At 48.4% G+C, this 23,047-nt stretch carries 26 protein-coding genes; 8 read left to right on the top strand and 18 right to left on the bottom strand.

From position 1 onward, the window contains the following. Window positions 1-59: 59 nt before the first annotated feature. Genes NWF04_00950 through NWF04_00940 form a run of 3 tightly spaced genes read right to left on the bottom strand, consistent with a single transcriptional unit; the run spans window position 60 to window position 2,360 of the window. Window positions 60-965 (bottom strand): putative glycoside hydrolase, encoded by a 906-nt coding sequence (locus tag NWF04_00950; protein ID MCW4005156.1) that lies wholly within the window; start codon window positions 963-965, stop codon window positions 60-62. Window positions 966-1,019: 54 nt separating this feature from the next. Beyond that, a complete protein-coding gene (locus tag NWF04_00945) occupies window positions 1,020-2,117 on the bottom strand; it encodes an adenosylcobinamide amidohydrolase (protein ID MCW4005155.1) in 1,098 nt (365 codons plus the stop codon). 15 nt (window positions 2,118-2,132) lie between these two features. Continuing rightward, the gene (locus NWF04_00940) at window positions 2,133-2,360 is read right to left on the bottom strand and encodes a 4Fe-4S binding protein (GenBank protein ID MCW4005154.1); all 228 of its coding nucleotides are present in this window, start codon (window positions 2,358-2,360) and stop codon (window positions 2,133-2,135) included. A gap of 61 nt (window positions 2,361-2,421) precedes the next feature. Between NWF04_00940 and NWF04_00935 the strand changes: the two genes are divergently transcribed. Continuing rightward, window positions 2,422-3,312, top strand: a complete 891-nt coding sequence (locus NWF04_00935) for a hypothetical protein (protein MCW4005153.1) — start codon at window positions 2,422-2,424, stop codon at window positions 3,310-3,312. An 81-nt stretch (window positions 3,313-3,393) separates the two neighbouring features. On the opposite strand, the gene NWF04_00930 is transcribed toward NWF04_00935, so the two are convergent. The 5 genes from NWF04_00930 to NWF04_00910 form a co-directional block, all read right to left on the bottom strand. After that, on the bottom strand, window positions 3,394-3,642 hold the full coding sequence (locus NWF04_00930; GenBank protein ID MCW4005152.1) for a hypothetical protein: 249 nt from the start codon (window positions 3,640-3,642) through the stop codon (window positions 3,394-3,396). A 304-nt stretch (window positions 3,643-3,946) separates the two neighbouring features. Then, on the bottom strand, window positions 3,947-5,485 hold the full coding sequence (locus tag NWF04_00925; protein MCW4005151.1) for a DHA2 family efflux MFS transporter permease subunit: 1,539 nt from the start codon (window positions 5,483-5,485) through the stop codon (window positions 3,947-3,949). Between the two features lie 101 nt (window positions 5,486-5,586). After that, the gene (locus NWF04_00920) at window positions 5,587-5,973 is read right to left on the bottom strand and encodes a DUF1616 domain-containing protein (protein MCW4005150.1); all 387 of its coding nucleotides are present in this window, start codon (window positions 5,971-5,973) and stop codon (window positions 5,587-5,589) included. Between the two features lie 49 nt (window positions 5,974-6,022). Beyond that, a complete protein-coding gene (locus tag NWF04_00915; protein ID MCW4005149.1) occupies window positions 6,023-6,931 on the bottom strand; it encodes a hypothetical protein in 909 nt (302 codons plus the stop codon). A 26-nt stretch (window positions 6,932-6,957) separates the two neighbouring features. After that, window positions 6,958-7,380: a cobalamin-dependent protein gene (locus tag NWF04_00910; GenBank protein MCW4005148.1), complete on the bottom strand. Its 423-nt coding sequence runs from the start codon at window positions 7,378-7,380 to the stop codon at window positions 6,958-6,960. 126 nt (window positions 7,381-7,506) lie between these two features. Here NWF04_00910 and NWF04_00905 point away from each other — a divergent pair, with 126 nt between their 5' ends. From NWF04_00905 to NWF04_00895, 3 genes are all read left to right on the top strand, one after another. After that, window positions 7,507-9,810 (top strand): hypothetical protein, encoded by a 2,304-nt coding sequence (locus tag NWF04_00905; GenBank protein MCW4005147.1) that lies wholly within the window; start codon window positions 7,507-7,509, stop codon window positions 9,808-9,810. A 24-nt stretch (window positions 9,811-9,834) separates the two neighbouring features. Beyond that, on the top strand, window positions 9,835-12,165 hold the full coding sequence (locus tag NWF04_00900; protein ID MCW4005146.1) for a hypothetical protein: 2,331 nt from the start codon (window positions 9,835-9,837) through the stop codon (window positions 12,163-12,165). 81 nt (window positions 12,166-12,246) lie between these two features. Further along, the gene (locus NWF04_00895) at window positions 12,247-12,786 is read left to right on the top strand and encodes a nicotinamide-nucleotide adenylyltransferase (GenBank protein MCW4005145.1); all 540 of its coding nucleotides are present in this window, start codon (window positions 12,247-12,249) and stop codon (window positions 12,784-12,786) included. Window positions 12,787-12,793: 7 nt separating this feature from the next. Here NWF04_00895 and truD read toward each other — a convergent pair whose 3' ends face one another. After that, window positions 12,794-14,161, bottom strand: a complete 1,368-nt coding sequence (gene truD / locus NWF04_00890) for a tRNA pseudouridine(13) synthase TruD (protein MCW4005144.1) — start codon at window positions 14,159-14,161, stop codon at window positions 12,794-12,796. Window positions 14,162-14,177: 16 nt separating this feature from the next. Continuing rightward, a complete protein-coding gene (pth2, locus tag NWF04_00885; GenBank protein ID MCW4005143.1) occupies window positions 14,178-14,534 on the bottom strand; it encodes a peptidyl-tRNA hydrolase Pth2 in 357 nt (118 codons plus the stop codon). Between the two features lie 249 nt (window positions 14,535-14,783). On the opposite strand from pth2, the gene NWF04_00880 reads away from it, so the two are divergent. From NWF04_00880 to NWF04_00870, 3 genes are all read left to right on the top strand, one after another. Further along, window positions 14,784-15,341 carry a hypothetical protein gene (locus NWF04_00880; protein MCW4005142.1) on the top strand — a complete coding sequence of 186 codons (558 nt, stop codon included), beginning with the start codon at window positions 14,784-14,786 and terminating at the stop codon, window positions 15,339-15,341. A gap of 158 nt (window positions 15,342-15,499) precedes the next feature. Further along, the gene (locus NWF04_00875) at window positions 15,500-15,679 is read left to right on the top strand and encodes a hypothetical protein (protein MCW4005141.1); all 180 of its coding nucleotides are present in this window, start codon (window positions 15,500-15,502) and stop codon (window positions 15,677-15,679) included. Then, a complete protein-coding gene (locus NWF04_00870) occupies window positions 15,657-15,998 on the top strand; it encodes a hypothetical protein (protein MCW4005140.1) in 342 nt (113 codons plus the stop codon). Before NWF04_00875 ends, NWF04_00870 begins: the two co-directional genes overlap by 23 nt. 150 nt (window positions 15,999-16,148) lie before the next feature. Here the strand turns inward: NWF04_00870 and NWF04_00865 are convergent, their stop codons facing one another. The 6 genes from NWF04_00865 to NWF04_00840 form a co-directional block, all read right to left on the bottom strand. Then, complete coding sequence (locus tag NWF04_00865; protein MCW4005139.1) at window positions 16,149-17,363, bottom strand: NAD(P)/FAD-dependent oxidoreductase; 1,215 nt, start codon at window positions 17,361-17,363, stop codon at window positions 16,149-16,151. Between the two features lie 41 nt (window positions 17,364-17,404). After that, window positions 17,405-17,638 (bottom strand): hypothetical protein, encoded by a 234-nt coding sequence (locus tag NWF04_00860; GenBank protein ID MCW4005138.1) that lies wholly within the window; start codon window positions 17,636-17,638, stop codon window positions 17,405-17,407. Window positions 17,639-17,652: 14 nt separating this feature from the next. Next, the gene (locus NWF04_00855; GenBank protein ID MCW4005137.1) at window positions 17,653-19,830 is read right to left on the bottom strand and encodes a CDC48 family AAA ATPase; all 2,178 of its coding nucleotides are present in this window, start codon (window positions 19,828-19,830) and stop codon (window positions 17,653-17,655) included. An 82-nt stretch (window positions 19,831-19,912) separates the two neighbouring features. Further along, window positions 19,913-20,188: an elongation factor 1-beta gene (locus NWF04_00850; GenBank protein ID MCW4005136.1), complete on the bottom strand. Its 276-nt coding sequence runs from the start codon at window positions 20,186-20,188 to the stop codon at window positions 19,913-19,915. A gap of 15 nt (window positions 20,189-20,203) precedes the next feature. Then, window positions 20,204-20,389: a zinc finger domain-containing protein gene (locus NWF04_00845; GenBank protein MCW4005135.1), complete on the bottom strand. Its 186-nt coding sequence runs from the start codon at window positions 20,387-20,389 to the stop codon at window positions 20,204-20,206. A 156-nt stretch (window positions 20,390-20,545) separates the two neighbouring features. After that, a complete protein-coding gene (locus NWF04_00840) occupies window positions 20,546-20,737 on the bottom strand; it encodes a hypothetical protein (protein ID MCW4005134.1) in 192 nt (63 codons plus the stop codon). Window positions 20,738-21,156: 419 nt separating this feature from the next. On the opposite strand from NWF04_00840, the gene NWF04_00835 reads away from it, so the two are divergent. Beyond that, window positions 21,157-21,636, top strand: a complete 480-nt coding sequence (locus tag NWF04_00835) for a hypothetical protein (GenBank protein ID MCW4005133.1) — start codon at window positions 21,157-21,159, stop codon at window positions 21,634-21,636. Window positions 21,637-21,685: 49 nt separating this feature from the next. Here the strand turns inward: NWF04_00835 and apt are convergent, their stop codons facing one another. Both apt and mtnP read right to left on the bottom strand, forming a co-directional pair. Next, window positions 21,686-22,210, bottom strand: coding sequence for an adenine phosphoribosyltransferase (apt, locus tag NWF04_00830; GenBank protein MCW4005132.1), 525 nt, complete (start codon window positions 22,208-22,210; stop codon window positions 21,686-21,688). 15 nt (window positions 22,211-22,225) lie between these two features. After that, the gene (gene mtnP, locus NWF04_00825) at window positions 22,226-23,014 is read right to left on the bottom strand and encodes an S-methyl-5'-thioadenosine phosphorylase (protein MCW4005131.1); all 789 of its coding nucleotides are present in this window, start codon (window positions 23,012-23,014) and stop codon (window positions 22,226-22,228) included. Window positions 23,015-23,047 lie beyond the last annotated feature (33 nt).

The following is a 23,047-nucleotide window of genomic DNA, read 5'->3' as shown; positions in this document are numbered from 1 at the left end:
TAAACAGGAACGGTTTGTGCAAGAAATTTCTGAGTTTAGAAAAGAGAAGAGGGGGTGGGTTATGCTCTTTGCATGCATTCCCATTTGGTGAAGAGGTCTAGGACTTCGTCGCCGCCGTGGCCTTTGAGGAATTCGCGTGTTTTTTTGTCTGCTACGGCGTTCTTTTGGAATTCGCGGATGTAGTCTGCTTTTTCGGCTAGGAAGATGATGCCGTCAAAGCCTGTGCGGGCTACGCGGGTTGCTACGGTCATGATTTGGTTGGTTGGGGAGACTGTTTCCCAGGTTTCGTTGGGTCCGCGGACGTAGAAGTTAGCGAAGACGGGTTTTTTGAGGACGCTCTTGAAGCCTCTTGCGATGGTTTCCCAGTACCATGGGGTGGGGTATGCTTTGGAGAACATGGGGACTACGAAGTAGTCGGCGTATTGTGCCATGTCGTCGAAGTCGTAGCCAAAGCGGGTTCTGCCCAGCAGTGGGTCGGGGAGTATGTTTACGTAGAGGGGTTTGCCTGAGACTACTTCTTTGACTTCTGCGAGGAAGTCGGTGACTGTTTTTGCTCTCCAGTCTAGCCAGCTTAAGCCGCTTTTACGTTGCTGTTCGATGCATCTTGGGCACGTGCAAAAAGCGTAGTCGGCGAAGTGTTGGCTGCTGATGCTAATGCCAGGGGTGGCTTTGGTTGCTTCTTTGATGATTTTGAGGTTGTATTCGCGGGCTTCAGGGTTGGTCATGCAAACTACGTCCCAGCGCAGGTTGTAGCGTTTGTTGGTTCGAAGGGAAGGACCATTTGAACTGACGGACACCCAGTCAGGGCGCTTTTCAGCCATATAGTTGTCGCCAAAGCATGCAATGTTAGTGTACATTTCAGGGTTTACTTTTCCCACAATGCCAGATTCAGATTTGAGTCTGTAAAAGTTTATGTCAACGCCTTCAACGGGTTCGGGCTGATATAGGAAAACTCCAGTTTTCACAGTTTTCACCATTTTATCCTGTTTATTGCTAACGCATTTAATTTTGCAGGTTATTTAAGCTTTCCAGTTTCCCTTATCAGAGAGAGCAGATTGCACCAGCCCAAACAAGGCTTGCTTTAGGAAAGGAGACAAATCCATCATTTCAGCTTCTGCCGCAGTCAAAACCAACGGTGTAGAGTCTGCGTCGCCGCCAGGTTTTTCTAAAAGCCCACCAAAAGCCTTGCCCAAACCCGAGGCGTCGCCAAGTTCAGGCGTAACTAAGCCGTTCTGGAAGTCCTCATCAAGCTTCGCTGCAGCCAAAACAGCAGAAGCAAACAAGGGATTATTTTCTAGCGACTGTGTTAGGAGGTTGCGTAGGGCGTTTTGGGTTAGACCTAAACGTTTGATTTTGGAGAGTTCCTGTGCCATTTTTTCAACAGACAAATGCCGCTCATCTAGTCGCTGCAGCAGGGTTCTGTTAAGGGGGTAGCCGCCGATTTGGGCTTTTCTAACGGCTTCTTTGACGGCTTTTCGTGTGCAGCAGCCAACGAGTTGTCCTAGGTCTGAGGCTGGACCTCCGTAATCAAGCCGCTCGCCGCGTCCTGTTTTGGCGACGACCATGGCGTCGGTTACGGTTCCTGTCGCGGTTTGCCCTGAGTATCGGCTGCGCAAATCCAGCTCTTGCAGGGCGGCGGTTTTAGCTTCAGTAGCGGTTATGATGGTTCCAACTAAGCCGCTGTCTACGGGGTTGCCGTCGATGATGACCATGATGTTAATGGTTCCTGTGGTTTCTTGGAACGTGATTGTTTCGCCTGAGGATTCTGCGTGTGTGCATCCTGCGGTTGCTATGACGCTTACGCCTAAGTCTCCGCTGGTTTTGGAGGCAACCACGAAGTCTTTGACCATGGCAAAAGTTATCATCCCCATGAAGGCGTCGTTTAACCCGAGTTTTTTGACTGCTTGCAAAATGAAGGCTTCGGGGTCTAGGTGAAGGTGGCTGTCACCGTATTCCGCGGTGACTTGGGTGTTAGCGATAATTCGGGTTTGTTTTAGTCCGCCGCCGTTGTGGATGGCTGAGCCTGTTGCGGTTAGGGGGTTTTTTGAAACCACGGCGATTATGTTTTCGTCGACAACTAGTTTGATGCCGTTGCCTACTAGGGCAATTTCGTTCACAGAGCTCGCTCCTCTCTACTTGTTAGTCTGCTCGCAGTTATTTTTGGTTATGGTAATGGCTTTTTCGGGGCACAAGTCGGCGCAGACTCCGCATTTAGTGCAGGAAGAAACGTTGGTTACGTGGGGTTTGTTGTCGTCTGCGGGTTCTAAAATTCCTTGCGGGCAAACACCAAGGCAGACCATATCGGGACAGGGAGGGCATTTGTTGTGGTCAATAGCTATGTGAGTCTTGCGTGTGTCCATGGGAAGTCAACAGTTTAATAAGTACCAAAAATATATTTGTTGCGCGAGAGGATGGACGAGCATGCAAATGGGACTAGTAACTTATGCCCCTGAAGAAGTGGAAGGCTTTGACATGCCTGTTTACTTCGCTAAATGGGTTGACGGGCAAGCCAACCCCGCGGGCAAACACATGCAAAACGACGTAACCTGTTTTTGTGACGCTAAAGCGATTAGGGAAGACCCCAGCATCGTAGCGGTAGGCAGCAACGGCAAAAAAGCCCTACGGCGCAACAGGCACTCGAATTTTGTGTTTGATTATATTTGCCCCACCAACCCAGAGTATCGAGCAAAAGTCCTCAACTACATAGAAAAGCTAAACCGCGAAGACATCCAAGGAATCACGTTAAACCTGTATCATTTTCCCGAAGAAGAATACTGTGTCTGCCCACGCTGCGTAGAGCTTTGGCGCAAAAGCAACCTAAACTGGGTAGACTGGCGAGCAAAAACCACAACAGACTTCATCGCAAAAGCCAAAGCATTAACCAAAGGAACCTTTGCAGTAGAAATGTACCCTGACCCGTTGCTGGCTAAGGAACGCTTTGGCATAGATTTTGAAGCCATAGCGCCGATGGTGGATTACTTCCATGTGCCCTTATCGTCGCGGGATTACATGACTAACTACTGGGTAGACCTGCTAACCCGAGACTTCCTAAAAATCCTCAAAAAACCCGTCGTGGTGGAGCTTAGCGGTGAGATGCTTAACGACGAAAAAACCGAAGCATTACTCAAAACCGTAGCGTACCTAAGCAGGCACGACCTCAAAGGCGTCCTCCTACTGGTGCATGACTCCGAAAACGCAAAACAAATCGCACGCTTCGCAGTCCACAGCAACAGCTTCCGAGAATGGCTAAACAACAACGAATTCGCCGAAATGAACCGCATAGTAAACAACTGGGCAAAAATCTACCAGTAACACTCCAACACAACAGCCACCCTTTTTCCACTTTTAACACAGATACAAAAGCCAAGTTTGGTTGCCAAAAAATAAAATGGGTTATTTGTGGTTTTTGAACCAGTCTTTGGCTTTGGTCATGGTCCAGTTGTGGTCTTTTGAGAACAGGAAGCTTTGCACTTCTGTCCCCACTTGGCATTCGCCGTTTTTGAATTTCCCTTTGGGGCAACCTATTATGGCTTTAATGCCCTCGTCAACAGATATGTCTATGGTTCGCATGGAATCGTCATCGTACTTGTTAGGGTCTTCATGCCCACTTCGAATATAATCATCTGTTTCTTCCCACGGCACAGTTTTTCACCTCACCCTCTACTACGTCGTCCAAGCGAAATTAGAGCTATAACAAAAAACGCAATTCCAGCCCAAAACACGCTTCCGGTTAAAAACCAAACCACCAAAGCTACAATACCCGCAGGTAGTACGAAAACAAAAAATTTCGCCACAAAAACAATTACGGCAAGCCCAACTATGACAAGCAACACCAAAAAAACAATGTCAAACAAGGCGCCTAAAACCTGAAAAGGAACAAATTGCATACAATTATAACCGCAACAACCTATTTATCAGTATACAATTGCCACCAACGGTCATTGGCTCAACTATGGGGTTTTGTGGTTTTTGTTCTTGAAGGGAAAATGAGCAGGATTGTTGTTGCGGCAAAGAACAGGATAAGTGCGCCTGTGAATACGGAGTGGGTTAAGCCGTCTACGAAGGCTTGTTTTGTGAAGTTAATTACTTCTGCGGCAAGGTCGGGAGAGAGTTGGGCGGCGGCGATTTGCGCGTTTTGGATGCTGCTGTATATGGCTTTGGCGATGTGGGCGGGTAGGGCGGCTATGGTTTGTGAGGAGGTTACTTGCTGGAGGTAGGTGGAGTTGACAATCGAGCCGAGTACGGCTATGCCTAGTGCGCCGCCGATTTGTCGGGTGGTGTCGTTCATGGCTGAGCCTATCCCTGCGCGGCTTGTGGGTATGGAGTTCATGACGGCGTTGGTTGCGGGGCTCATGACTAAGCCGATGCCTACGGCAATTAGCAGCAGAGGAATGACGGTTAGGGCGTAGGGGTTTTGGGTTGCGGCGGTTAGGCTAAAGAAGAGTAGTCCGCAGCCTGCTGTGGAGAGCCCAGTGCTTATGGTTAGTTTGGCGCCGATTCTTTCGTTGACTTTGACGGAGAGCAGGGTGGTGATGAAGACAATTACGCTAAGGGGCAGCATGCTAATTCCAGTTATGAAGGGGCTGTATCCTTGTACGGACTGCAGGTACTGGCTAAAGAACAAGATAGAACTCATTAACGCGAAAGTGCTAAGAGTCAACGCTACAAGTGACGCCGTAAACGACATGTTCCTGAAAAAGCTCAAGGGCAACAAAGAATTAGCTGAGCGGCGCTCCCACAAAACAAAGCCCAGCAGAAACAGCCCAGCTATTCCAAAAGAGGTTAAGACGTTGCTGGAGAACCAGCCGCATTCACCCGCAGTTATGATGGCGTAAACAAGAAACATCAGCCCTAACGTGGAGAGTATGACGCTAAGCAGGTTTGGTTTAGGACTGTTTTTGTCGCGGGATTCAGGCAAGAACAAGACACTGCCAACTAAGCCTATGGCAACGATGGGCAAGTTAAGGTAGAAAATTGAGGACCAAGCAAAATGACCAAGCAAGTAACCGCCGATTATGGGTCCAAACGCCGCGCCTAAACTAAACACGCTTGACCAGACGGCTATGGCTCTTGCGCGTTCTTTGGGTTCTCGAAAAACGTCGGTTAGAATCGAGAGCGTAGAGGGCATCATTATGGCTGCGCCCACGCCAGTGGTGCTGCGAAACAGTATGAGCATATCTGCGGAGGTGGAAAACGCTGCGCCTAAGGAGCCTAACCCAAAGATGACTAGACCTGTTTGGAGGAGGCGTTTGCGTCCGTAGCGGTCGCCAATTGACCCAAAAGCCAACTGCAAAGCAGCTACAACCAAAAGGTAGATGTCAACAATCCACAAAAGCTGAGTAGCAGTTGCGCCCAGATTACCCGAAATAGAAGGCAAAGCAAGGTTCAGGACGGTGTCAGCTACTGCAATCACAAACAAAACCGTGCATAAAACAAGCAGAGCCAAGTTGTTTTGGTTATGTCTGGATTGGATTGCAGTTTTCATGAAGGTTCCCAAGCTTGAAGGGAACTAACCGTTAAGAACACTCATATAAAGATTGATTGAACAAGCGGGCAATCCAACATGCGTTACGTGCTGTGGGTTAGTTAGATTAAGGGGGCGTGTTTTCGCAGGTGGAGCATGCCTGTTTTTCGCAGGAAAGCGAACGCGGCTGTGGCTGCTACGATGCTGCTTAGGGTGAGGGTTATAGAGTTGACGGTGAGTCCAAGGGGCGAGATGCCTAGAAACAGCCCAGAGATGCCTGCGATGCTAAAGCTTAACGCGACTGAGAGCACGGCGGTTTCGGGCAGGTCTAGTTTGCCGTCGTGGAAAAGCAGGTTAACAAGGCAGTAGCCAGGTACGAAAGCTACGAATGTGAAGCCAAAAAAAGAGGTGAACGCCGACAGCGTTGAATCAGCGGGTATTAGGTAAACGCAAAGCAAGGTTACGGCTATGTAAGAGATGATTGCGCTTAGCCATTTGATGGGGTTCACCGTTTGGTCCTTCGCGGATAAGACAACAAAAAATGAAAAGGGGTGGAGGTTAGAGGAACATCTTGAAGATTGGTGCTTCCTCGTGTAGTGGACGAGTTTCTAGATCTGCAGCTGCGGATGCGATGTATGTGTCTACGACTGCGACTGCTGGGAATACCCATTCAGCTTGCTCTGCGGGGCCAATCATGAGCCAGTTTGCGCCCATTGTCTGCATGATAGCGTTGGTTGCGGTGACACAGCCCTTGCGGAAGGTTTTCTCGATGTGAGCTTTTACCCAGCCCATGGTTGTAACAACGTTGCCGCTGCCTAAACCAACGGGGTGACCATACTTTTCTTTCATGATTGGTATGGTGCGCACTGCTGTGCCCATGTCGGGAGCGAATGCGGGGATGGCAGTGTCAATTAGAGGCTTTGTGATTCCAGCTTTGTCAGCTAGAGCCAAGGCTTCTTCGATAACTGTCATTTTGCCTTCTAGACTGTTGTCTTTGGGGTTGTCAGCTAGAACAATTGACATTTGGATGCCGCTGTCTTTTAGTTTCTCGATTTCTGCATCGGTGACGCCTTTGTAGACAGAGTTGTACAAGCAACGGTCTTGTAGACCCATTTCTTTAGCCATGCCAGCAGCAGCCATACGAGTTCGTGGACTCATAGCGTCCAACATCAAAGGAGCATCACTGTGAGTAGCAACGAAGTCAATGTATTTTGAGAAAGCAGTTTCGGTAGTTCCGACAATGTCAAAAGCAAAGGGAACACCGCTGATGTCACTTTGAGTCTGCATCTTGTTGATGATATCTTCAGCCATTTTGGCATCAAAAATGCCTTTATTTGCATCCTGAACCATTTTCTGGCCTAGCCAGAAGATAGAACCAATAAGGAAAGTTGGCAGTTCGCCAGGTTGGCCTCCAACCTGAACTTTTCCGACTTGGTAAACTTTTTGTTCGGTATTGAATCTTTTCATCGTTGTTGCCTCATCTGATTAACAGTTTATTGGCCGACTGCTTTCTTTGCGATTTCGGGAGCTTCTTCTTTGTTTTTACCAAAGAGTGCGCCGATTGCGTCTGCGTCGTCTTTCTTGACTGCTGCGCCGCCCATAATGATTTTGATGCTGTCTAGACCGGCAGCCTTTAGTGCTTCCATCATTTTGGGTAGCTGGTTCTTTGCGGGTATGGTGTTGACAGAGAGTGCCAGTACGTTTGCGTTGCTTTCTTTGATTTTGGTGATGAACGCATCGATGGGTGCGCTCTTGCCTACGTCAACTGTTTTGAAGCCTGCACGTTTTAGAGCTTTACGAACAGCTTCTTTTGCCGTGTCGTGCATGTCTGGTTCAATGTTGCCGATGACAACTGTGCCAAGAGGATTCGTTGGTTCTGGTGGTTCCTTTTCCATCATAGATTTTAGCCAGGACATTTTCAAACACACCTATTTCTTAGATTGATTAACCGTCGGGTTTTATATTGGAATAGCTATTTAAACTTTGACTTCACTAATCAGTTCTCTAAATGCAAAAAAGCGGTTAGCTGAGGAATGCAGTAGATGAGTAAACCGTCCAAGAAGCATGTGCTGTTGATTCTGATTGCGGCGTTTTCTTTTGTGTACCGCATATTTTTGATGCTGCGTCAGGGTTTTCCTCCAGGCGCGGACATTGGTTTGCACAACAGCATAGTCTACTCAATCACGCAGGGCGGCAACACAGATTTTCTGTGGAACTACTATCACATGGGAGGAGGCAGCTCAGTTACCTTCCCAGGCTACCACATCTTCACATCCTACATCATCCTGCTAACAGGCATGCCCGACTACATGGCTCACGCCTTTGTGGTTTCACTGTTCTCCTCGTTTATTGTCTTGGTTGCGTTTTTGATAACCCAAAAAGTCTGGAACACCTCAGCCGCTTTGATAATCTCGTTTCTGGTAGCAGTTTCAAGATTCGACATTGAAATGCTAATGTGGGGCGGCTACCCCAACGTAGTAACCCTCATGCTCATTCCCTTAGCGTTCTACTTGTTTTTGGAAAAAGACCGCCTAAAACCGTTACCCTTTATTGTGGCAGCGTCGTTTGTTTCAGCGGCGATATTTCTTACGCATTCGCTAAGTTCGGTCATGTTTGTTGCGATAATTTTTGTCACGGTAGCTTTGTGTTTTGTTTTGGCAAAAAAAATCCAAGTTGGAAGGCTAAGTTTGCTTTCGTGGTTTGTGCCCATTGTTTTGGGGGCGTTGATGATTGCGCCGTTTGTGATTCAGGTTGCGCCCGCGTATTTGGGTTCTAATTCAGGAACCTTCACGGGGGGCGTTGCAGATATCAGGTTGGCGTTACTTTCCACAAAGGTTTTGCCGTTAGATATGGTGGTTCCGCTTTTTGCAGGCATGATTTTGTTCTTCTTGTTTTCCTGGCGCTACAGAGGCAAGTTTTTGTCAGTTCCAGCGGTTTTGCTGTTTGTTTGGACACTAATTCCTGCGGCGCTCACACAGGGGTATTTGGTGGGGTTGTACACGGATTATAACCGTTTCTTGTACTTTGTCATTTTGCCCGTTATAATGCTAATCACGCTAGGCATCGACCATGGCGCACGGTTCTTTGCCGATGCAAGCCAGACTCTGGTGGGTCTAGCAAAAAACGCGCCGCAAATCAAGCTAAACAAAAAAGCCCAGCAAGTACTGGCCTATCTTACGCACAAAAATATTCTTGCAGTGTTGTTTTCGGTTTTCGTGTTGGTTGCGTTTTTGGCGGTTCCCATCTTTTCTCCGCCTACGCAGGGCATAACTACGCAAAGTTTCTATCAACTTATGGATGACCCCAAGTACGAGGCGATTCAGTGGGCACAAAGCAACACGCCAAAGGATGCGGTGTTTGTTACGGATGCTCAGTATGGCTGGTGGTTTTCAGGTTTTGCCCAACGCGCAACCATAAGCGCCGTTGACCCCCAGTACCTTGCCAACGCACGCGAATTCGAACCCGCCCAAGCCGCACGCTACCTGCTAGACACAAACTACCTAATCGACAACGGATTAATCCAAATCCGAGAAGACGGCGGACACATAGGACGCCACAACCCAATTTTTCTGGCTAAACTGGACAATCAGTATTTTCCGTATCCGTTTTGCCATTTGAGCAGTGATGAGATAACGGTTATGCTGCAAAATGAGGGGGAGGTGCAGATTGTTGATTTGGCGCAGCTTTCTCTTTTGGATATGCATTTGGAGAACAGCAGTGAGGGTGCAATGATTTGTGTGACGTATGGGAATGAGTTGTTTAGTTATACGCAGCAGACGGTGGTTGAGGCGGGCAAAAGTTTTGCGGTTGTGACGGTTGGGTTTGAAGTTTTGAAGCCTGAAGTGGAGCTTTTGACGCTGAATTTCATGTTCCACACTAAAGGCATGCTAATCGAAGGCGAAACCCAAGCGGTAACGGCTTTGGTTGACTACAACATGAAAGTTGTTTGCCAGTTCATATTCGTCGAGGGACAGCCTGTGGTTACGCAGTTAACCAAGGATAACTTGGCAGGTCTGGGGTTGCTCTATAACCTAAACGCCCAAGACAACGCAGAGATTTGTTTCCATCTGGGACTCTACGAATACGAAGAAAACCCCAACCCCACAACACCACAAAAAGAAACCAGCTTCTACAAAGAATTAGTCGCCAACTACACCAGCACATACCTGCAAACCACAGAAGAGTTGCCCTTGGAGGTTTTCGATTACCATCAAGCCGTAGCAGACCTCAACGCCTCATACATAGCCACACGCAGCGCTGAGCAAATCCCGCGTTTCTCCAAAGACCCCCTCTTTGACCTTGTATTTATTAACAATGAAGTAGCCATATTCCAAGTGCGCAAATAGCGGGGAGCAAAAAGAGGAGACCACTTGATGGTCGGTTTTGGCAAAAATCAGCAAACCTTTGAAGCTGTATTTACAGGCGTCTTTTCGGCGATAGTCTTCGCGCTGTTTTACTCTCTGCTAGGCGCCAACGGCTTAGTTTTAGGAAACGACCCCGCCGTGCACCTGCAAACCGCACAGTACTTCTTGTCAGTTGAAAAAATCCCGTTAAGCGACATCGCGTTCTATTCGCCCCTGTTCCACATTGTGTTGGATACGTTTATTGTGTTCACAGGCGCGGTTAGCGTGGAGCAACAAATCGTTTTGCTAAAAGCGGTGATGGCGCTGATAAACTGGCTATTGTTTTTCTCGGTTTACCTGTTTGCCGCCAAGATTTTCAACAAAAAAACGGGTGTTCTTGCCGCGTCGTTGCTGCTTTTGTGTTTTCCAATTTTTGAAATAAACATTTGGGGCGGCTACACCAGCATTTTAAGCATAGCGTTTATGATGCTATTGTTCACGTACTTGGCGTTGCCGCTTAAAAGCATGGGACACACCCTAATCACGTTCATGCTTGGCTTCTCTGTTGTTTTAGCGCATCAGCTCACGACGTTTCTCATAGCATTCATCTTGCCCCCATTCATAATCGTGGTTTTGTTGAAATCCAAGGGGCAATACCGCAAAGCCATAATCGCCGCCGCCACAGGAGCCACCATAGCTTTCCTGATTTACTATGTACAACCCATACTGCCCTACATAGACGAGCTTGTTTCTATTGTCTTCTTCGAAATCCAAACCATGCTCTACCAAATACCCGCCGTAAGCTTCGACGAATTCATCATGAACTTTGGCTTCATCTTATTCTTCGCCTTCGCAGGACTCGCATTAACGTTTTTCCAGCTAAAAAAACGCAAATCCCTCAAAATCTTCCTGCTCTTGGCATTAGCATTTGGGGTCCCACTGTTTTTCTCCCAATCCTACCTCGTCGGGTTGTATCTGCCCTATCAACGCTTCATCTACTTCTTAACACCCATATTCGCAGTCCTCGCAGCCTTCACGCTCTCACTACTAATTGACACCTCACTCGCAAGCTTCTTCAACAACAGAAGCGGCATAAAACACAAAGCCCTCAAAACAGCAGCCCTAGCCATCATCGCAATCTTAGCAGTGGTCATGGTCTTGCAGTTCCAAACGGTAACAGGAAAAATCGGGGAAGCAACCACTTTTTACTCCACCTCAGACATGGAAGCTTACGATGCGGGCAGGTGGATAAGCCAAAACAGCCCTGACAAGTCAGCGGTGGTTGTTGTTACTGAGCATCCTGGGCACTGGTTTAGGGTTTATTCAGGCAGAGAAATTATAGCTGAAACTGACCCTGTTGTGGAATGGAACGTCAACGCTGAATGCGTCATAGACCTTGCTTATGAGATGGAAAACCCGCTTATGTTGCTAAGGCTATATGAAGCCAGAGAAGGCATATCCGACGAGAACTATATCTCCATGAACGGGGTCTGGACACGCGCCACCTCTTCATACATGGATGACTCGCAGTTCTCGTACCGCGACCAAAACAACACCCTCCACAAGTATGAACTTTCAAGCTTGAACCGCACCATAGCAGTCGATGAACGCACCTCACCTAAAAAATTCACCATAACCTACACGGCACAAGAATTCACGCTAAAGCAAACCATACTTGCGCACAACAGCTCGTACGCGTTCACGGTTAACTGGGAGGTCAACGCCCTCAACGAAGACCTGAATTACGCCCAACTGTACCTGAGCGAAGGCTTAGCAGGCAACTTGCTATTTGACCAAGCCCAAGTGCCCAACGTACTGGACTGGGAGAACCCGTGGAGCAATCCCTCAAAAGTTGTGGAGAACCAGTGGGCAGTCAGCAGCTTTTACGCGCAGGATTTGCCAGAGAACAGCAGCGTAGCCGTTTACGCATCTCAGAACCAGACCGCGTTTGCCCTCAAATTCTTAGACACTCCCGACGAAGGAAACGTTGGCGCGCTTGCAAGTGGACGCATAGACGCCGTAAGATTCCAGTACAACTTTTTCAGAATCGAAGCGGGCTACACGCTCTCCGTATCTTATCAGACGTTGGCGTTTTCGGTGAGCAGTTACCCCCAACTGCAAAGCAAAGAGGAAATCACAGCATTGCTGGATTATCAAACCGTGGAGCCCTTTGAAGTGAAGTGCCGCAATTTCGCGTCTATAATCCAAGACAACTACATCGGCTACATAGTCTACGACGCCACCCGCTTTAGCCATAGCCTGCTAAACTCTCACTGGCTCGAAGTAGTCTACACCAACAGCAAATACGTGGTTCTGCAAATCAAAACCAGCCACCCCCACGTACCCATCCTCAAATAACCCAAACGCGGCACAGGCGGGGAAAAAGAGTAAATGATAAATGCTTGGGGTGTCCTTTTTTGAAGGCGCAGGTGCAGTGTATTGCTTACTCGGGGATTGTATGTGGGCAGGTTTCAGCCGTTTCATTTGGGGCATCTGGAAGCCATCAAAGACATTTTAGAAGAAGTTGAAGAACTCGTAATCGTAATTGGCAGCGCCCAGTACAGCCACGACAAAACCAACCCCTTCACCACGGGTGAGCGCTTAGTTATGATACGCTCTGCCCTTGAAGAAGCCAAAACCGACCTAAGCCGCGTCTGGATAGTCCCCGTCCCCGACGTCCACCTCCACATGATGTGGGTCAGCGCCCTAGAAGGCTACACCCCAAAATTCCAAATCGTCTACTCCAACGAACCCCTAACCCGCAGACTATTCATGGAATCAGGCTACCGCGTAAAAGGCATACCATTCTTTGAACGCCAATTCTACTCCTCCACCATGGTGCGCGAAAAAATGCTAAAAGACGAAAGCTGGGTCAACCTCGTCCCCAAAACCACCGCCACATTCATCAAAGAAATCGACGGCGTCAACCGCCTACGCGACCTAAACCAAACCGACAAAGCATGCCCCGAAGAAACCTAACCCAAAGTTAGAAGCCTGCCGCTACGAGGTCTTGGGGTTTTATGATTTCGCGCAGCAGCACGGTGGCGTAGGAGCCTTTTTGCAGCATGAACTCAACTTGCGGACTTTGCGCGGGGTTGTTTAGGTGCTGGAAGTTTTGGATGGGGCAGGCGGCGGCGCGTAGTTCTCCGCGGGCGTTGATTTCTGGGAGTTGTTGCATGTGAAAGCTTTGGCGGTCTATGCCTTCCTCAGCCATGATGCGCTGTTGGGTTTGTCCGATTTCGCCCTGTGAGAGTTTCTGGCTAAAACCGACCACAGGCAACGCCACCCGCATTTTTCCCGCCGCAATTTGCTCGTTCACCTGCGCTATTTGCGATTCTGCGACGATTTTGCCTGTTTTCACCATCGCCAAGCCCGTGCGCTCCACATTCACCACGTAATCCCCCACCGCAGCCTTGTTTAACGCTAAGCCTTGTTTTAGGCGTGCACTCAAAAACCTGTTAAACAACAACGACTGATACGCCTGCACAAACAACATACGCAGCTTTAAGGGCAAACGCCTAAACGCCCCCACAAAATCCCCAGGGCTCTGGGCTAAATGCTCCAGCATATAGCGTTCGTAGCGCAGTTGCCGCGGAAAATCCTGCAGAGCCCTTTGGAAATCTTGGGTTTCTTGCAGGGCGGCGCGGGCTTCTCGCGAGCTTGGGTGTTCGTGGGGGCTGGGTTTTGCCAAAAACAGCAGGGCAGCTTGCTCCAAATCGCCTTGGACGATGGCTTTTCCAACGAGATGTGTTATGGGGCGGGTGGTTCCGAAGCGTTGGTGACCGTAAAAGTTGGGTATGCCCCCAACGTCTTGTAGCTGCTCTATGGTCTTTGTGATTTGCTGTTGCGCCTCCGCGGCGGTTAGCGTGGGTTCTTGGATGGTTATGCGAAAATTGTTTCCCAGCAAGTAGAAGGTGGAGAGGGCTTCTCGAAAGTACCCCAAAGGCGTTAGGGTGAGGTCTTTGACGTTGACTTTCCCAGCGGATTCGAAGGTTGCGCCCTCCACGGTGACGTACTGCGCGGTTAAGGCTTTTGCGTCTTTGATGCCTGCAAACTGCACGCGCCCCGACTCAACGCCAAGCTGCGACGCTACATTCTTGACCGCCATGAACATATCCCAATTACGCTTCACCAAACTGCAAAGCAAAAACCGCGTCTGCCGCTCAGATGCGCCCAACGGAGGCTTCCCAGCGACCTCTTCAGGCGTGGCGGATGCTTTGGAGCCGTCCACCAAGACTTCTTCAACCACAAAATCCTCAGCCCCCCGCTTTATCGCGCCGCCTATCCCAGCGGTTGTGGTCGCGTACGCTTCAAGACCCAAACTGCAATCCAAAACAGGAACCCCAACAGCCACCAAACCACCACCGCTCCTAAAGCAACTGCAGCTGACCCGTCAAACGATCCATAATCTCCGCAGGCGCAGGACCAATCCCCAAACACGTAACCGTCCCCTCAGGAATCTCCGTTAACCCCGCATCCACAATCAACGCATGAGGCAAACCCAACTCCTCAGCCGCAACCTCCAACTTACGCATCGCCTTCTCATTCTCAACCTTCACCGCAATCTTACGCTGACCCTCAAACAACCAACCATCCCACCACTTCCGATTATGAATATGAGCCTCCTGAGCAGCAGAAACCGCCGCATGACCCGCCTGAGCCGCCAACTTACCCTTACTCAACTGCAAATCCTTACGAAACACCAACACCTGCTTATAATCAAACACACGCATACCAAACCAACTTCAACGGCTACAAAGTTAACATACCAAGGTTTAAGCATTTGCAGACAAAATAACATGCGACTACATACTCAAGCCAAAACGATAGGCAGTGGAATTTGATAAAGCCTACAATTTATAAAAACTAAAAAGGGCAAAGTGTTTATAACTTGATTGAAGGGGTCTGCCATAGAACCAGAAACACATGAGGTGGGTATATGCCATGAATGTTCCACAAAAAACGGCGATTCATCAGTGAAGCCGATTTATCGCTGTGAACTATGCAAAAAGTGGTTCTGTATGCATCATCTCAAACCCAAGTTTCCATATATTGTAGATTGGGAAGCAATTTTTGATGTAGAAGGAGACCCAAGAATAAAGGCGGCGTTTCATGCCGAATACAAACGCGAAGGTGGACACCCCGACTTCATTTTATTGCGTAAGACTATTGAAAAAATAGAACGTGAAGAAAAGACTCAAAACCAAGCGATAAAACAAGCAATGGATAGAATGAATGAAGCAGACAGACAAGAAAGAATTGAACAATCAGAAAAAGAAGCAAAAGAAAAGGCGATACAAAAAGCAGAAGAAGAGAAACTGAGAGCAATAGGGAAGGCAACAACTACTGAGAACAAATATGGCATCAGATTTATGGTTCCACTTGAAGTCTATTCAAATGCGGAATATCGAGAATACCTCAATTATGCACAAACAACGAAGAGTGTTGATGCCATAGTAGAAGAATATTATAAAAAATATGGCAAGGGAAAGAGGGAGAAGACATCAAAAAAGAAACACTGGTGGCAACACTAAGATAGGTACGTTTTATTTCTTTTAAAGCCCTTTTTTGTACTTATCCTCACATCAACAGTTACAATAATCGATAAAACAGAAGCCACAAATTGTGAATAATTTAAAAGCAGAGCATTGCATATATCAATCGATTAAAATGGGCAGGAAAAAAAGCATCTTTGAAGGCGGGTCTAACGTTGCACTCGACAACGTTGAACGGTTCTGTGGAAATCGAAGGAAGCGATACAGAAAAAGCAATGGTCGATATGACTCCGACTCAAACCATGAACCAGATTGGTTTAAAGTTTAATCAAAGACCGATGAGGACGATAAAAGGTGAAAAGCAAGCGTTCAAATGAAGCCAAGAACGTTTTTGGTTTTAATGGCTTTGATTTGGGATTGCGCAATTTCTCAAAACGTCAAACGTTATCAAATAATCGTTTTAGAGGTAGGATGGCTGAGGAAAGCTTTGCTCTTCAACAAAGGCTTCAAGGCAACGATTGTAAAAAGATTCATAGGGGTGGAGACTTCATTGTCCAAAAAAGAGATATTTTTGGCAATAAAATAGGGAAACCAAAAACAGTTGAAGTGAAAACAGGCAAATCGCAATTATCTAAAATTCAAAGAAGTACAAAGAGAAGATTAGGAAAGAACTTCAAAGAAGTAAGATATGGGTAATAATCAAGAATCAATTTCATAAAATCACAACAACTAACAGAGCAACTTGTCAAGTTACAGGTTCATTTGCTCCAAAGAGGAAAAAAGGTCTGCTATTTTTTAATTGTATGCAGAAAAGGGGGGAGGGGGTCTACTTTTGTGTTGTTTTGTTTAGGGTTTTAGTAGGGTGGTTAGTAGGTAGGTTAGGGTGGCGTAGGTTTGGGGTTTGGTTGCTATGGCGAGGAGGGTTTTGGTTTGGTGGTCGATTTCGTCGATGTTGGTTAGGGCTTTTTGGAGTTGGATTTTGTTGGTGAATTTTAGGGTGTTATCAAATTTTTTGTCGGTTGTGTGGTTGAGGAGTTTGTGGAGGTGGTGCATGGTTTGGTAGTCGTGGTTTAGGAGTTTGTGGGTTTGTTTTTGGTACGCTTGCAGGGTTGTGGTGGAGAGGTCGTTTTTGTTTAGGGCTTGTTTTGTGGTTTGGGCGGCTGTTTTTGCGCATGTGAGGCTGAAGATGACGCCGCCGCCTGTGGTGGGTTTGACTTGGGAGGCGCAGTCGCCAACAGCTAAAAAGCCGTCGGTGTACATTTGGGGAATTGGACCGCCAAGGGTGATGGCGTGAAAAGCAGTGGATTGAATTTTTGCATGTTTTAGTTGCTTTGACGCTACTGGGTGCTTTTGGATAAGCCGTTGCAGGTACGTTTTGGGGTTGCCGTGGCTGGTTGCCAAGCCCAGTTTAGCGGTGCCGTCAGGTCGGGGGATGAGCCAGCCGTAAAATCCAGGCGCATACGCTTTGCCCACGTAAACTTCCACTGCATGCTCCTCCACGCCCCGCGCGCCCGTGATTTCAGCTTCTATTGCGTAAACTAACCCGTCGCCGCGCAGCCCGCGCAAGCCTGCTTGGCGCAAAAGCCGCGACGAAATCCCTTCAGCATCCACAACCAACGGCGCACGCACCCCAACCAAAGACCCGTCAGGTTTTTGCACGTTTACGCCGCAGACTACGCCGTTTTTGCGAATAAGCGACTGCACGCGGCTGTTGAAGCGGAATTGGGCGCCTGCGTCTTGGGCTTTTTGGGCAAGGTACTGGTCGAAGAGGGCACGGTTCACAGCGCAGGTCACGGGCTTTGCGAGTTTTACGGCGAATTTGGTTCCATAGGCGGAGTAAAAGTTGGCGGCGGAGAACTCGTTTTCCAAAATTGGAGGGGGCAGGGGGTATAAGCCGAATTTGCGTAGGCTGCGGATGCTTAGGTGTCCTGCGCAGTGGGAGGGGTAGCCTGCTTGGGGGTGTTCTTCGAAAACTGTGACTGCGGCGCCTTTTTTGGCTAGTTCATAAGCGAAAAAGGAGCCCGCAGGACCTGCACCGACAACCGCGACGGGTTCCTGCAAGCAGTTTCACCAAAACAAAAAAGAAAAGGAAAGCGTGGGGTTTAGTGGACGAGTTCGATGCGTTTTTTTCCGCGGGAAAGTGAGGTGGTGCGGATTTTGCCTGCGACTTCGAGGTTGAGGAGGAGGCTGATGAAGTCTTTGTATCCTAGGTCGCCGTATTCGTGCTGCAATGCGTTGAAGAGTTCGTTTTCGGGGAGGTCGCCTTTTTTGTTTAGGATTTCCATTAGGTAGTAGTAGGCGGGTCGGGTTTTCCAGGTTTTTGTTGGGACGGGCATTTTTTGTTTTTCTCCTATGCTATGGGGGTTGTGGGTTTTTGGATTTGGCGTACTTGCTGCATGAAGCTCTTGTACCATTTTTCCATGTCAGGAGTTACGGAGGGACCGAATTCTTTCATGGCGTCTTGGAAGTCTTTCATGGTAACTTCTGCGGCGTTTATGTCGCGTCGTAGGGCGTGCATGGCGGCTTCTCGGCACAGGTTTTCAAGGTCTGCACCTGAGTAGTATTTGGTTGCAAGCGAGATGGCTTTTAGGTCCACGTCTTTTAGGGGCATGCTGGCGGTGTAGAGTTCCAAGATTTTTAGGCGGCTTTGCTCGTCAGGTTCAGGCACGTAAATTAGGCGGTCAAATCTGCCAGGACGCAACACTGCTGGGTCAATTAGGTTAGGACGGTTCGTTGCGGCAATTACTACGATGTCTTCTAGGCTTAGGATGCCGTCCATTTCGGTGAGCAACTGGCTAATTACGCGTTCAGAAACGCCGTTGTCGCTGCCTCCGGCGCCGCGCTGAGGAACCAAAGAGTCCATTTCGTCAAAGAAAATCACAGCAGGCGCTGCCATGCGGGCTTTACGGAAAACTTCACGGATTGCTTTTTCGGATTCGCCCACCCATTTGGAGAAAACTTCGGGACCTTTGATAGAGATAAAGTTGGCTTCGCTTTCCGTGGAAACCGCGCGTGCCAGCAAGGTTTTGCCACAGCCCGGCGGACCGTAGAGCAGGATGCCTTTTGGGGGTTTGATGCCAAGGCGCTGGAACATTTCAGGTTTTTTCATGGGCCACTCAACCGCTTCACGCAGATGCTGCTTAACCCCATCCAAACCACCGATATCACTCCAGTGAACAGTGGCGACTTCAATGTAGACTTCACGCATTGCCGTTGGCGTAACTTCTTTGTAGGCATTCACGAAATCGTCCATGTTAACCTCCATCTTCTCCAGAACTGAGGGGGGAATGCGCTCCTCATCTAGGTTGATTTGGGGCAGGTACCGTCGTAGGGCTTTCATGGCGGTTTCGCGACTCAGTGCGGATAGGTCTGCGCCTGTGTAGCCGTGGGTCATTTCTGCGAGTTTTTTGAGGTCTACATCTTCTGCAAGGGGCATGCCGCGGGTGTGGATTTGTATGACTTCGTAGCGTCCTTTTTTGTCTGGTACGCCGATTTCGATTTCGCGGTCAAAACGTCCGGGGCGGCGCAGGGCTTGGTCTAAGGCGCTGGGTCGGTTGGTTGCACCGATAACTATGATGTTTCCTCTGCCCGATAGGCCATCCATTAGGGCGAGCAGTTGGGCAACTACGCGGCGTTCGACCTCGCCTGTGACTTCTTCGCGTTTGGGCGCAATCGCGTCAAGCTCGTCAACAAAGATGATGCTGGGCGAGTTTTGCTGGGCTTGCTGGAAAATTTCACGCAGGCGCGCTTCGGATTCGCCGTAGAATTTGCTCATAATCTCGGGACCGTTTATGGAGTAAAAGTTGGCTTCGGACTCGTTGGCTACTGCGCGGGCTAGTAGGGTTTTGCCACAGCCCGGCGGACCGTGTAGCAGGACGCCTTTTGGGGGTTCGATGCCTAGGCGCTGGAAGAGTTCGGGGTGGCGCAGGGGGAGCTCTACCATTTCGCGGACGCGCTGGATTTCTTCGTGCAAGCCGCCGATGTCCTCGTAGGTGGTTCGTGGCAGCCCTTTGGTTTCGGGTGCGGGTTCGTTAAGTATGGTTAGGCGCGATTCCGCGGTGACTTTGACTATGCCGTGGGGGCGGGTTTTGGAGACGTTAAAGGGTATGGCATGGCCTAGCATCATAACTAGGGTGGTGTCGCCTTCGACTAGGGTGCGTTCCATGAGACGGTTTTTGACAAAATTTGTAAAGTCTTCATCCACGTTGAGCCTCATGTCAACGGGGGCAAGGGTTATGCTCAGGGCGGTTTTTACTTTGGCAGGTCGGACGATGACGTATTCGTTTATGGCGACTCCAGCGTTTTTACGTGTGAAACCGTCAATGCGTATTATGTCACGGTTTTGGTCTTCGCTGTATGCAGGCCAGGCTATGGCGCTGGTTGTTCGTTTGGCAATGATTTCGATGACGTCTCCGGCGCTTATGGATAGTTTTTGCATGGTTCTCTGGTCAATTCGGGCGATGCCTCTGCCGACATCGCGTTGTCGTGCGTCGCCTGCGCGTAGTTGAATTTCGTGATTTTCTGTCATTTAGAAACCTACCTGTGAAATATTTTTAGGTGTAGGAAAGAAGGTTTTGTATGATATATAAAGGTTTGAGCGTAGGCAGAGTTTATCTGCTGGTGCGCCGTACCATCAAAGTTTGAACCTGGCTTATGCCTGGCAACTCTGAGAGCTTGTTTTCCACATCATCTGCGATGCCTGTCTCATCTTCAGAGAACTGGATTTGCGTCAAAAGCGCAACAAGCCCAAAAGCAATTGGCTCTTCACCATAACCCATAATCTCCGCGTTATCAGGCACAACACCTTTAATCTGCTCTTTCAAAGGAGCAAAATCCTTGACGATATCCTCAGGAAACACCTTGTAAGTAACAACAACATGACCCATACAGCAATTACCTCGCTATGGTCCTGTAAACCCACATTTGGGGCACTTATAGGGTCTGCCGAATTTGCGGCATTTTCCGTCACGTTTTATCTGGATTTCTCCACAGTTGGGGCACAGAAACTTTGTAGCTTCACTGCCCGGAGGAATAGGTTTTCCGCAGCTAGTGCAGGTAACCAGTGAGAGGGAAGGTTTTTCCGACATAAACTACTCAACTCAGTCTTTATTGCGCATTCTAATTATCAGGCTTGCTTATAACTGCTATGCTCCACCCAACCAAAATCAAAGCACACCAAAAAACACCTACCCCCACCAGTTTCTGCATAGAATTACTATTTGCATCCTAAGAGGTTGGCTGTGTTAAGCGAAGCGGCGATTGTTGTATGTACTTGTGGGTTTGGGAAAGGTTGTAGAGGGCATGTTAATTGGCAGGTGGATGGGGGACAGGTTTTTGTAGTTGGATGTGTAGGTTTGTAGTTGTGGATGGAGGAAATGTGGATTTGTTGTGTTGGGGCTTAGATGTATGCTCTCACCCGATTCAATTGTGTCCAAAGAAGCGAATTCACATGAGTCAAACGTTGCCTTGAAAAGGCAGAAATGCATCAGTGGCCATGGAGAAAAAGAGTTTTTTGAGGGATACACCTAAATAGTTTGCTACTGATATGTATAAGGATATCGTGGTTCTCTAGAGAAATAGAGTTTTCAGTGACGGCGCTGTTTTACTCTCTCTTCAGATGCTTTGATGTCCATGTTCAACGCACTTAAGCGTTGGATAATAATAGAGAAAAGGGGATTAAAAAACGAGAAGCAAAAAATCAACCGGCGAATACCTTGCGTTCCTCACTGTTAAATGTGACGTAGACGCTGACACACTGTTTTCTGCTCTGCTCACTGCTGGCGAGACAGGAAAAGCCCAATGTGGAAACCTCCGAATAGAACGCCGCGCCCAAACCGAAGACGGCATAATCTTCATGATCAAAGAAGGCACCCAAGTTCTGGCACAGTTTCCCGTAACAAACGAATTCCTATCAAAAGAAGGAAACCCGCTGAGGGGATACATGGGGGCAGACATGGTTAAAGGGTACATGGCCCAAGAACCAGAATCTACCAGCTTTACGAACATCCAGAATCTGCGTCCAGGAATGACCAAAGCTAACCTGAAAGCTCAGGTGCTTGAGATTTCAAAACCCAAACGAGTCAACACCAAATTCGGAAACCAAATCAGCCTCGCCAAAGCAGTCATAACAGATGAAACCCAAGAAAAAGTCAAACTGTGCCTTTGGGGCGACCAAATCGACGCGGTAGCTCCAGGAGACTTCGTGGAAATCGAAAACGCGCGGGTCTCATACTTCCGAGGCGAAAAACAGTTAAGCCTAGGCAAGACAGGCACCCTGCAAAAGAAAAACCAGGATTCAGAACTTAAAACGCTGGTTTCAGAAAACACCAAATAAAAAATATGATGCGGGCGGCGTTTTTTAGCCGCTAAACCCACACGCAAAGTTAAACGTTTGTGTCTTTGTATTTTATGAGCGAAAAGATTTCGTGTTTGTCGCCAATTAGTTTTCTGCCTTCAAGATAAAGCAGCTCAATAACAAAGCCTATGCCGACTACTTTTCCGCCCAGTTTTTCAACCAGTTCAATATTTGCTTTTATGGTTCCGCCTGTTGCAAGCAAATCGTCAATTAGCAAAACTTTTGCGTCTTTGTCTATGGCGTCTTCATGGATTTCGATGCAGTCGCTTTCGTATTCTTTCGCGTACGAGAGTTCCATGCATTTACGCGGCAGCTTGCCTTTCTTGCGCACAGGAACAAAACCCACGCCCAAAGCATACGCCAACGCCGCACCAACTATGAAACCACGCGCCTCATTAGAAACAATAACGTCAACATCTTTACCACGATAATGATTTGCTAACTGGTCGATACATTCCTTAAAAGCCGCCCCATCCTTAAGCAGTGGGGTTATATCCCAAAAAAACACGCCTTTAAAGTTGGGGTTATAGGTTATTTTAGATTTCAAATCCATCATGTTCGTCCTCAATTACATTAAAGCCTGTTTAAGGGCGTCTTTGCATATGCAGTCTCGCTCTTTGGAAAGCTGGGCAACAGATTCAGCCAAGAGTTTTTTGACTTTTTCGATGTTAGCTTTCATGGTGCTGATGATGTCGCCCGTGCAGACCGCGTGGTCTTTCCAGCAGTCATAATCCGTGACCATAGCAATGGAGGCATAGCAGATTTCGGCTTCACGCGCCAAAACGCATTCAGGAACAAGGGTCATGCCGATGATGTCAGCGCCCCAACTGCGAAACAGGTTAGATTCCGCTTTTGTGGAGAAACGCGGACCTTCGATGCACACATACGTTCCGGAGTTGTGCGCTTTTATGCCTGATTTGGAGGCTACGGTTGTTAGGGTTTGGCGTAGTTGGGGACACATGGGTTCAGCTACGGTGATGTGGCAGATTTTTCCGCCTGAAGGATAAAATGACTGCTCACGTTTGGTTGTTCGGTCTATGAATTGGTCGGTGAAAACAAGGTCTCCTGGTTGGTACTCTTCTTTGAGGGAGCCTACTGCGGAAACCGCCAGTATACGCTCTACGCCCAGCTTCTTGAAAGCGCACATGTTAGCACGCGAGTTAACGTCTGTTGGTCGTATGGTATGGGTGCGTCCATGCCTAGCCAAAAAAGCTACACGCTTGCCCGCCAACTCACCCACCGTAAAAGCACCCGACGGGGCACCATACGGCGTGTTAACCTCTACCTCTTGAGCGTTCAAAAGCAGTTTAGGGTCATAAAGACCAGTTCCGCCGATAATTCCGATTTCTGCCTGCATAAAACCGTACTTCATAGCTTTGACCTTATAAGA

It is taken from the genome of Candidatus Bathyarchaeota archaeon, from assembly GCA_026014465.1.
In the GTDB taxonomy this organism is placed as follows: Archaea; Thermoproteota; Bathyarchaeia; order Bathyarchaeales; family Bathycorpusculaceae; genus JADGNF01.
Note: the sequence above shows the minus strand (reverse complement) of the source record. Positions and strands in the feature narration are given on the sequence as shown.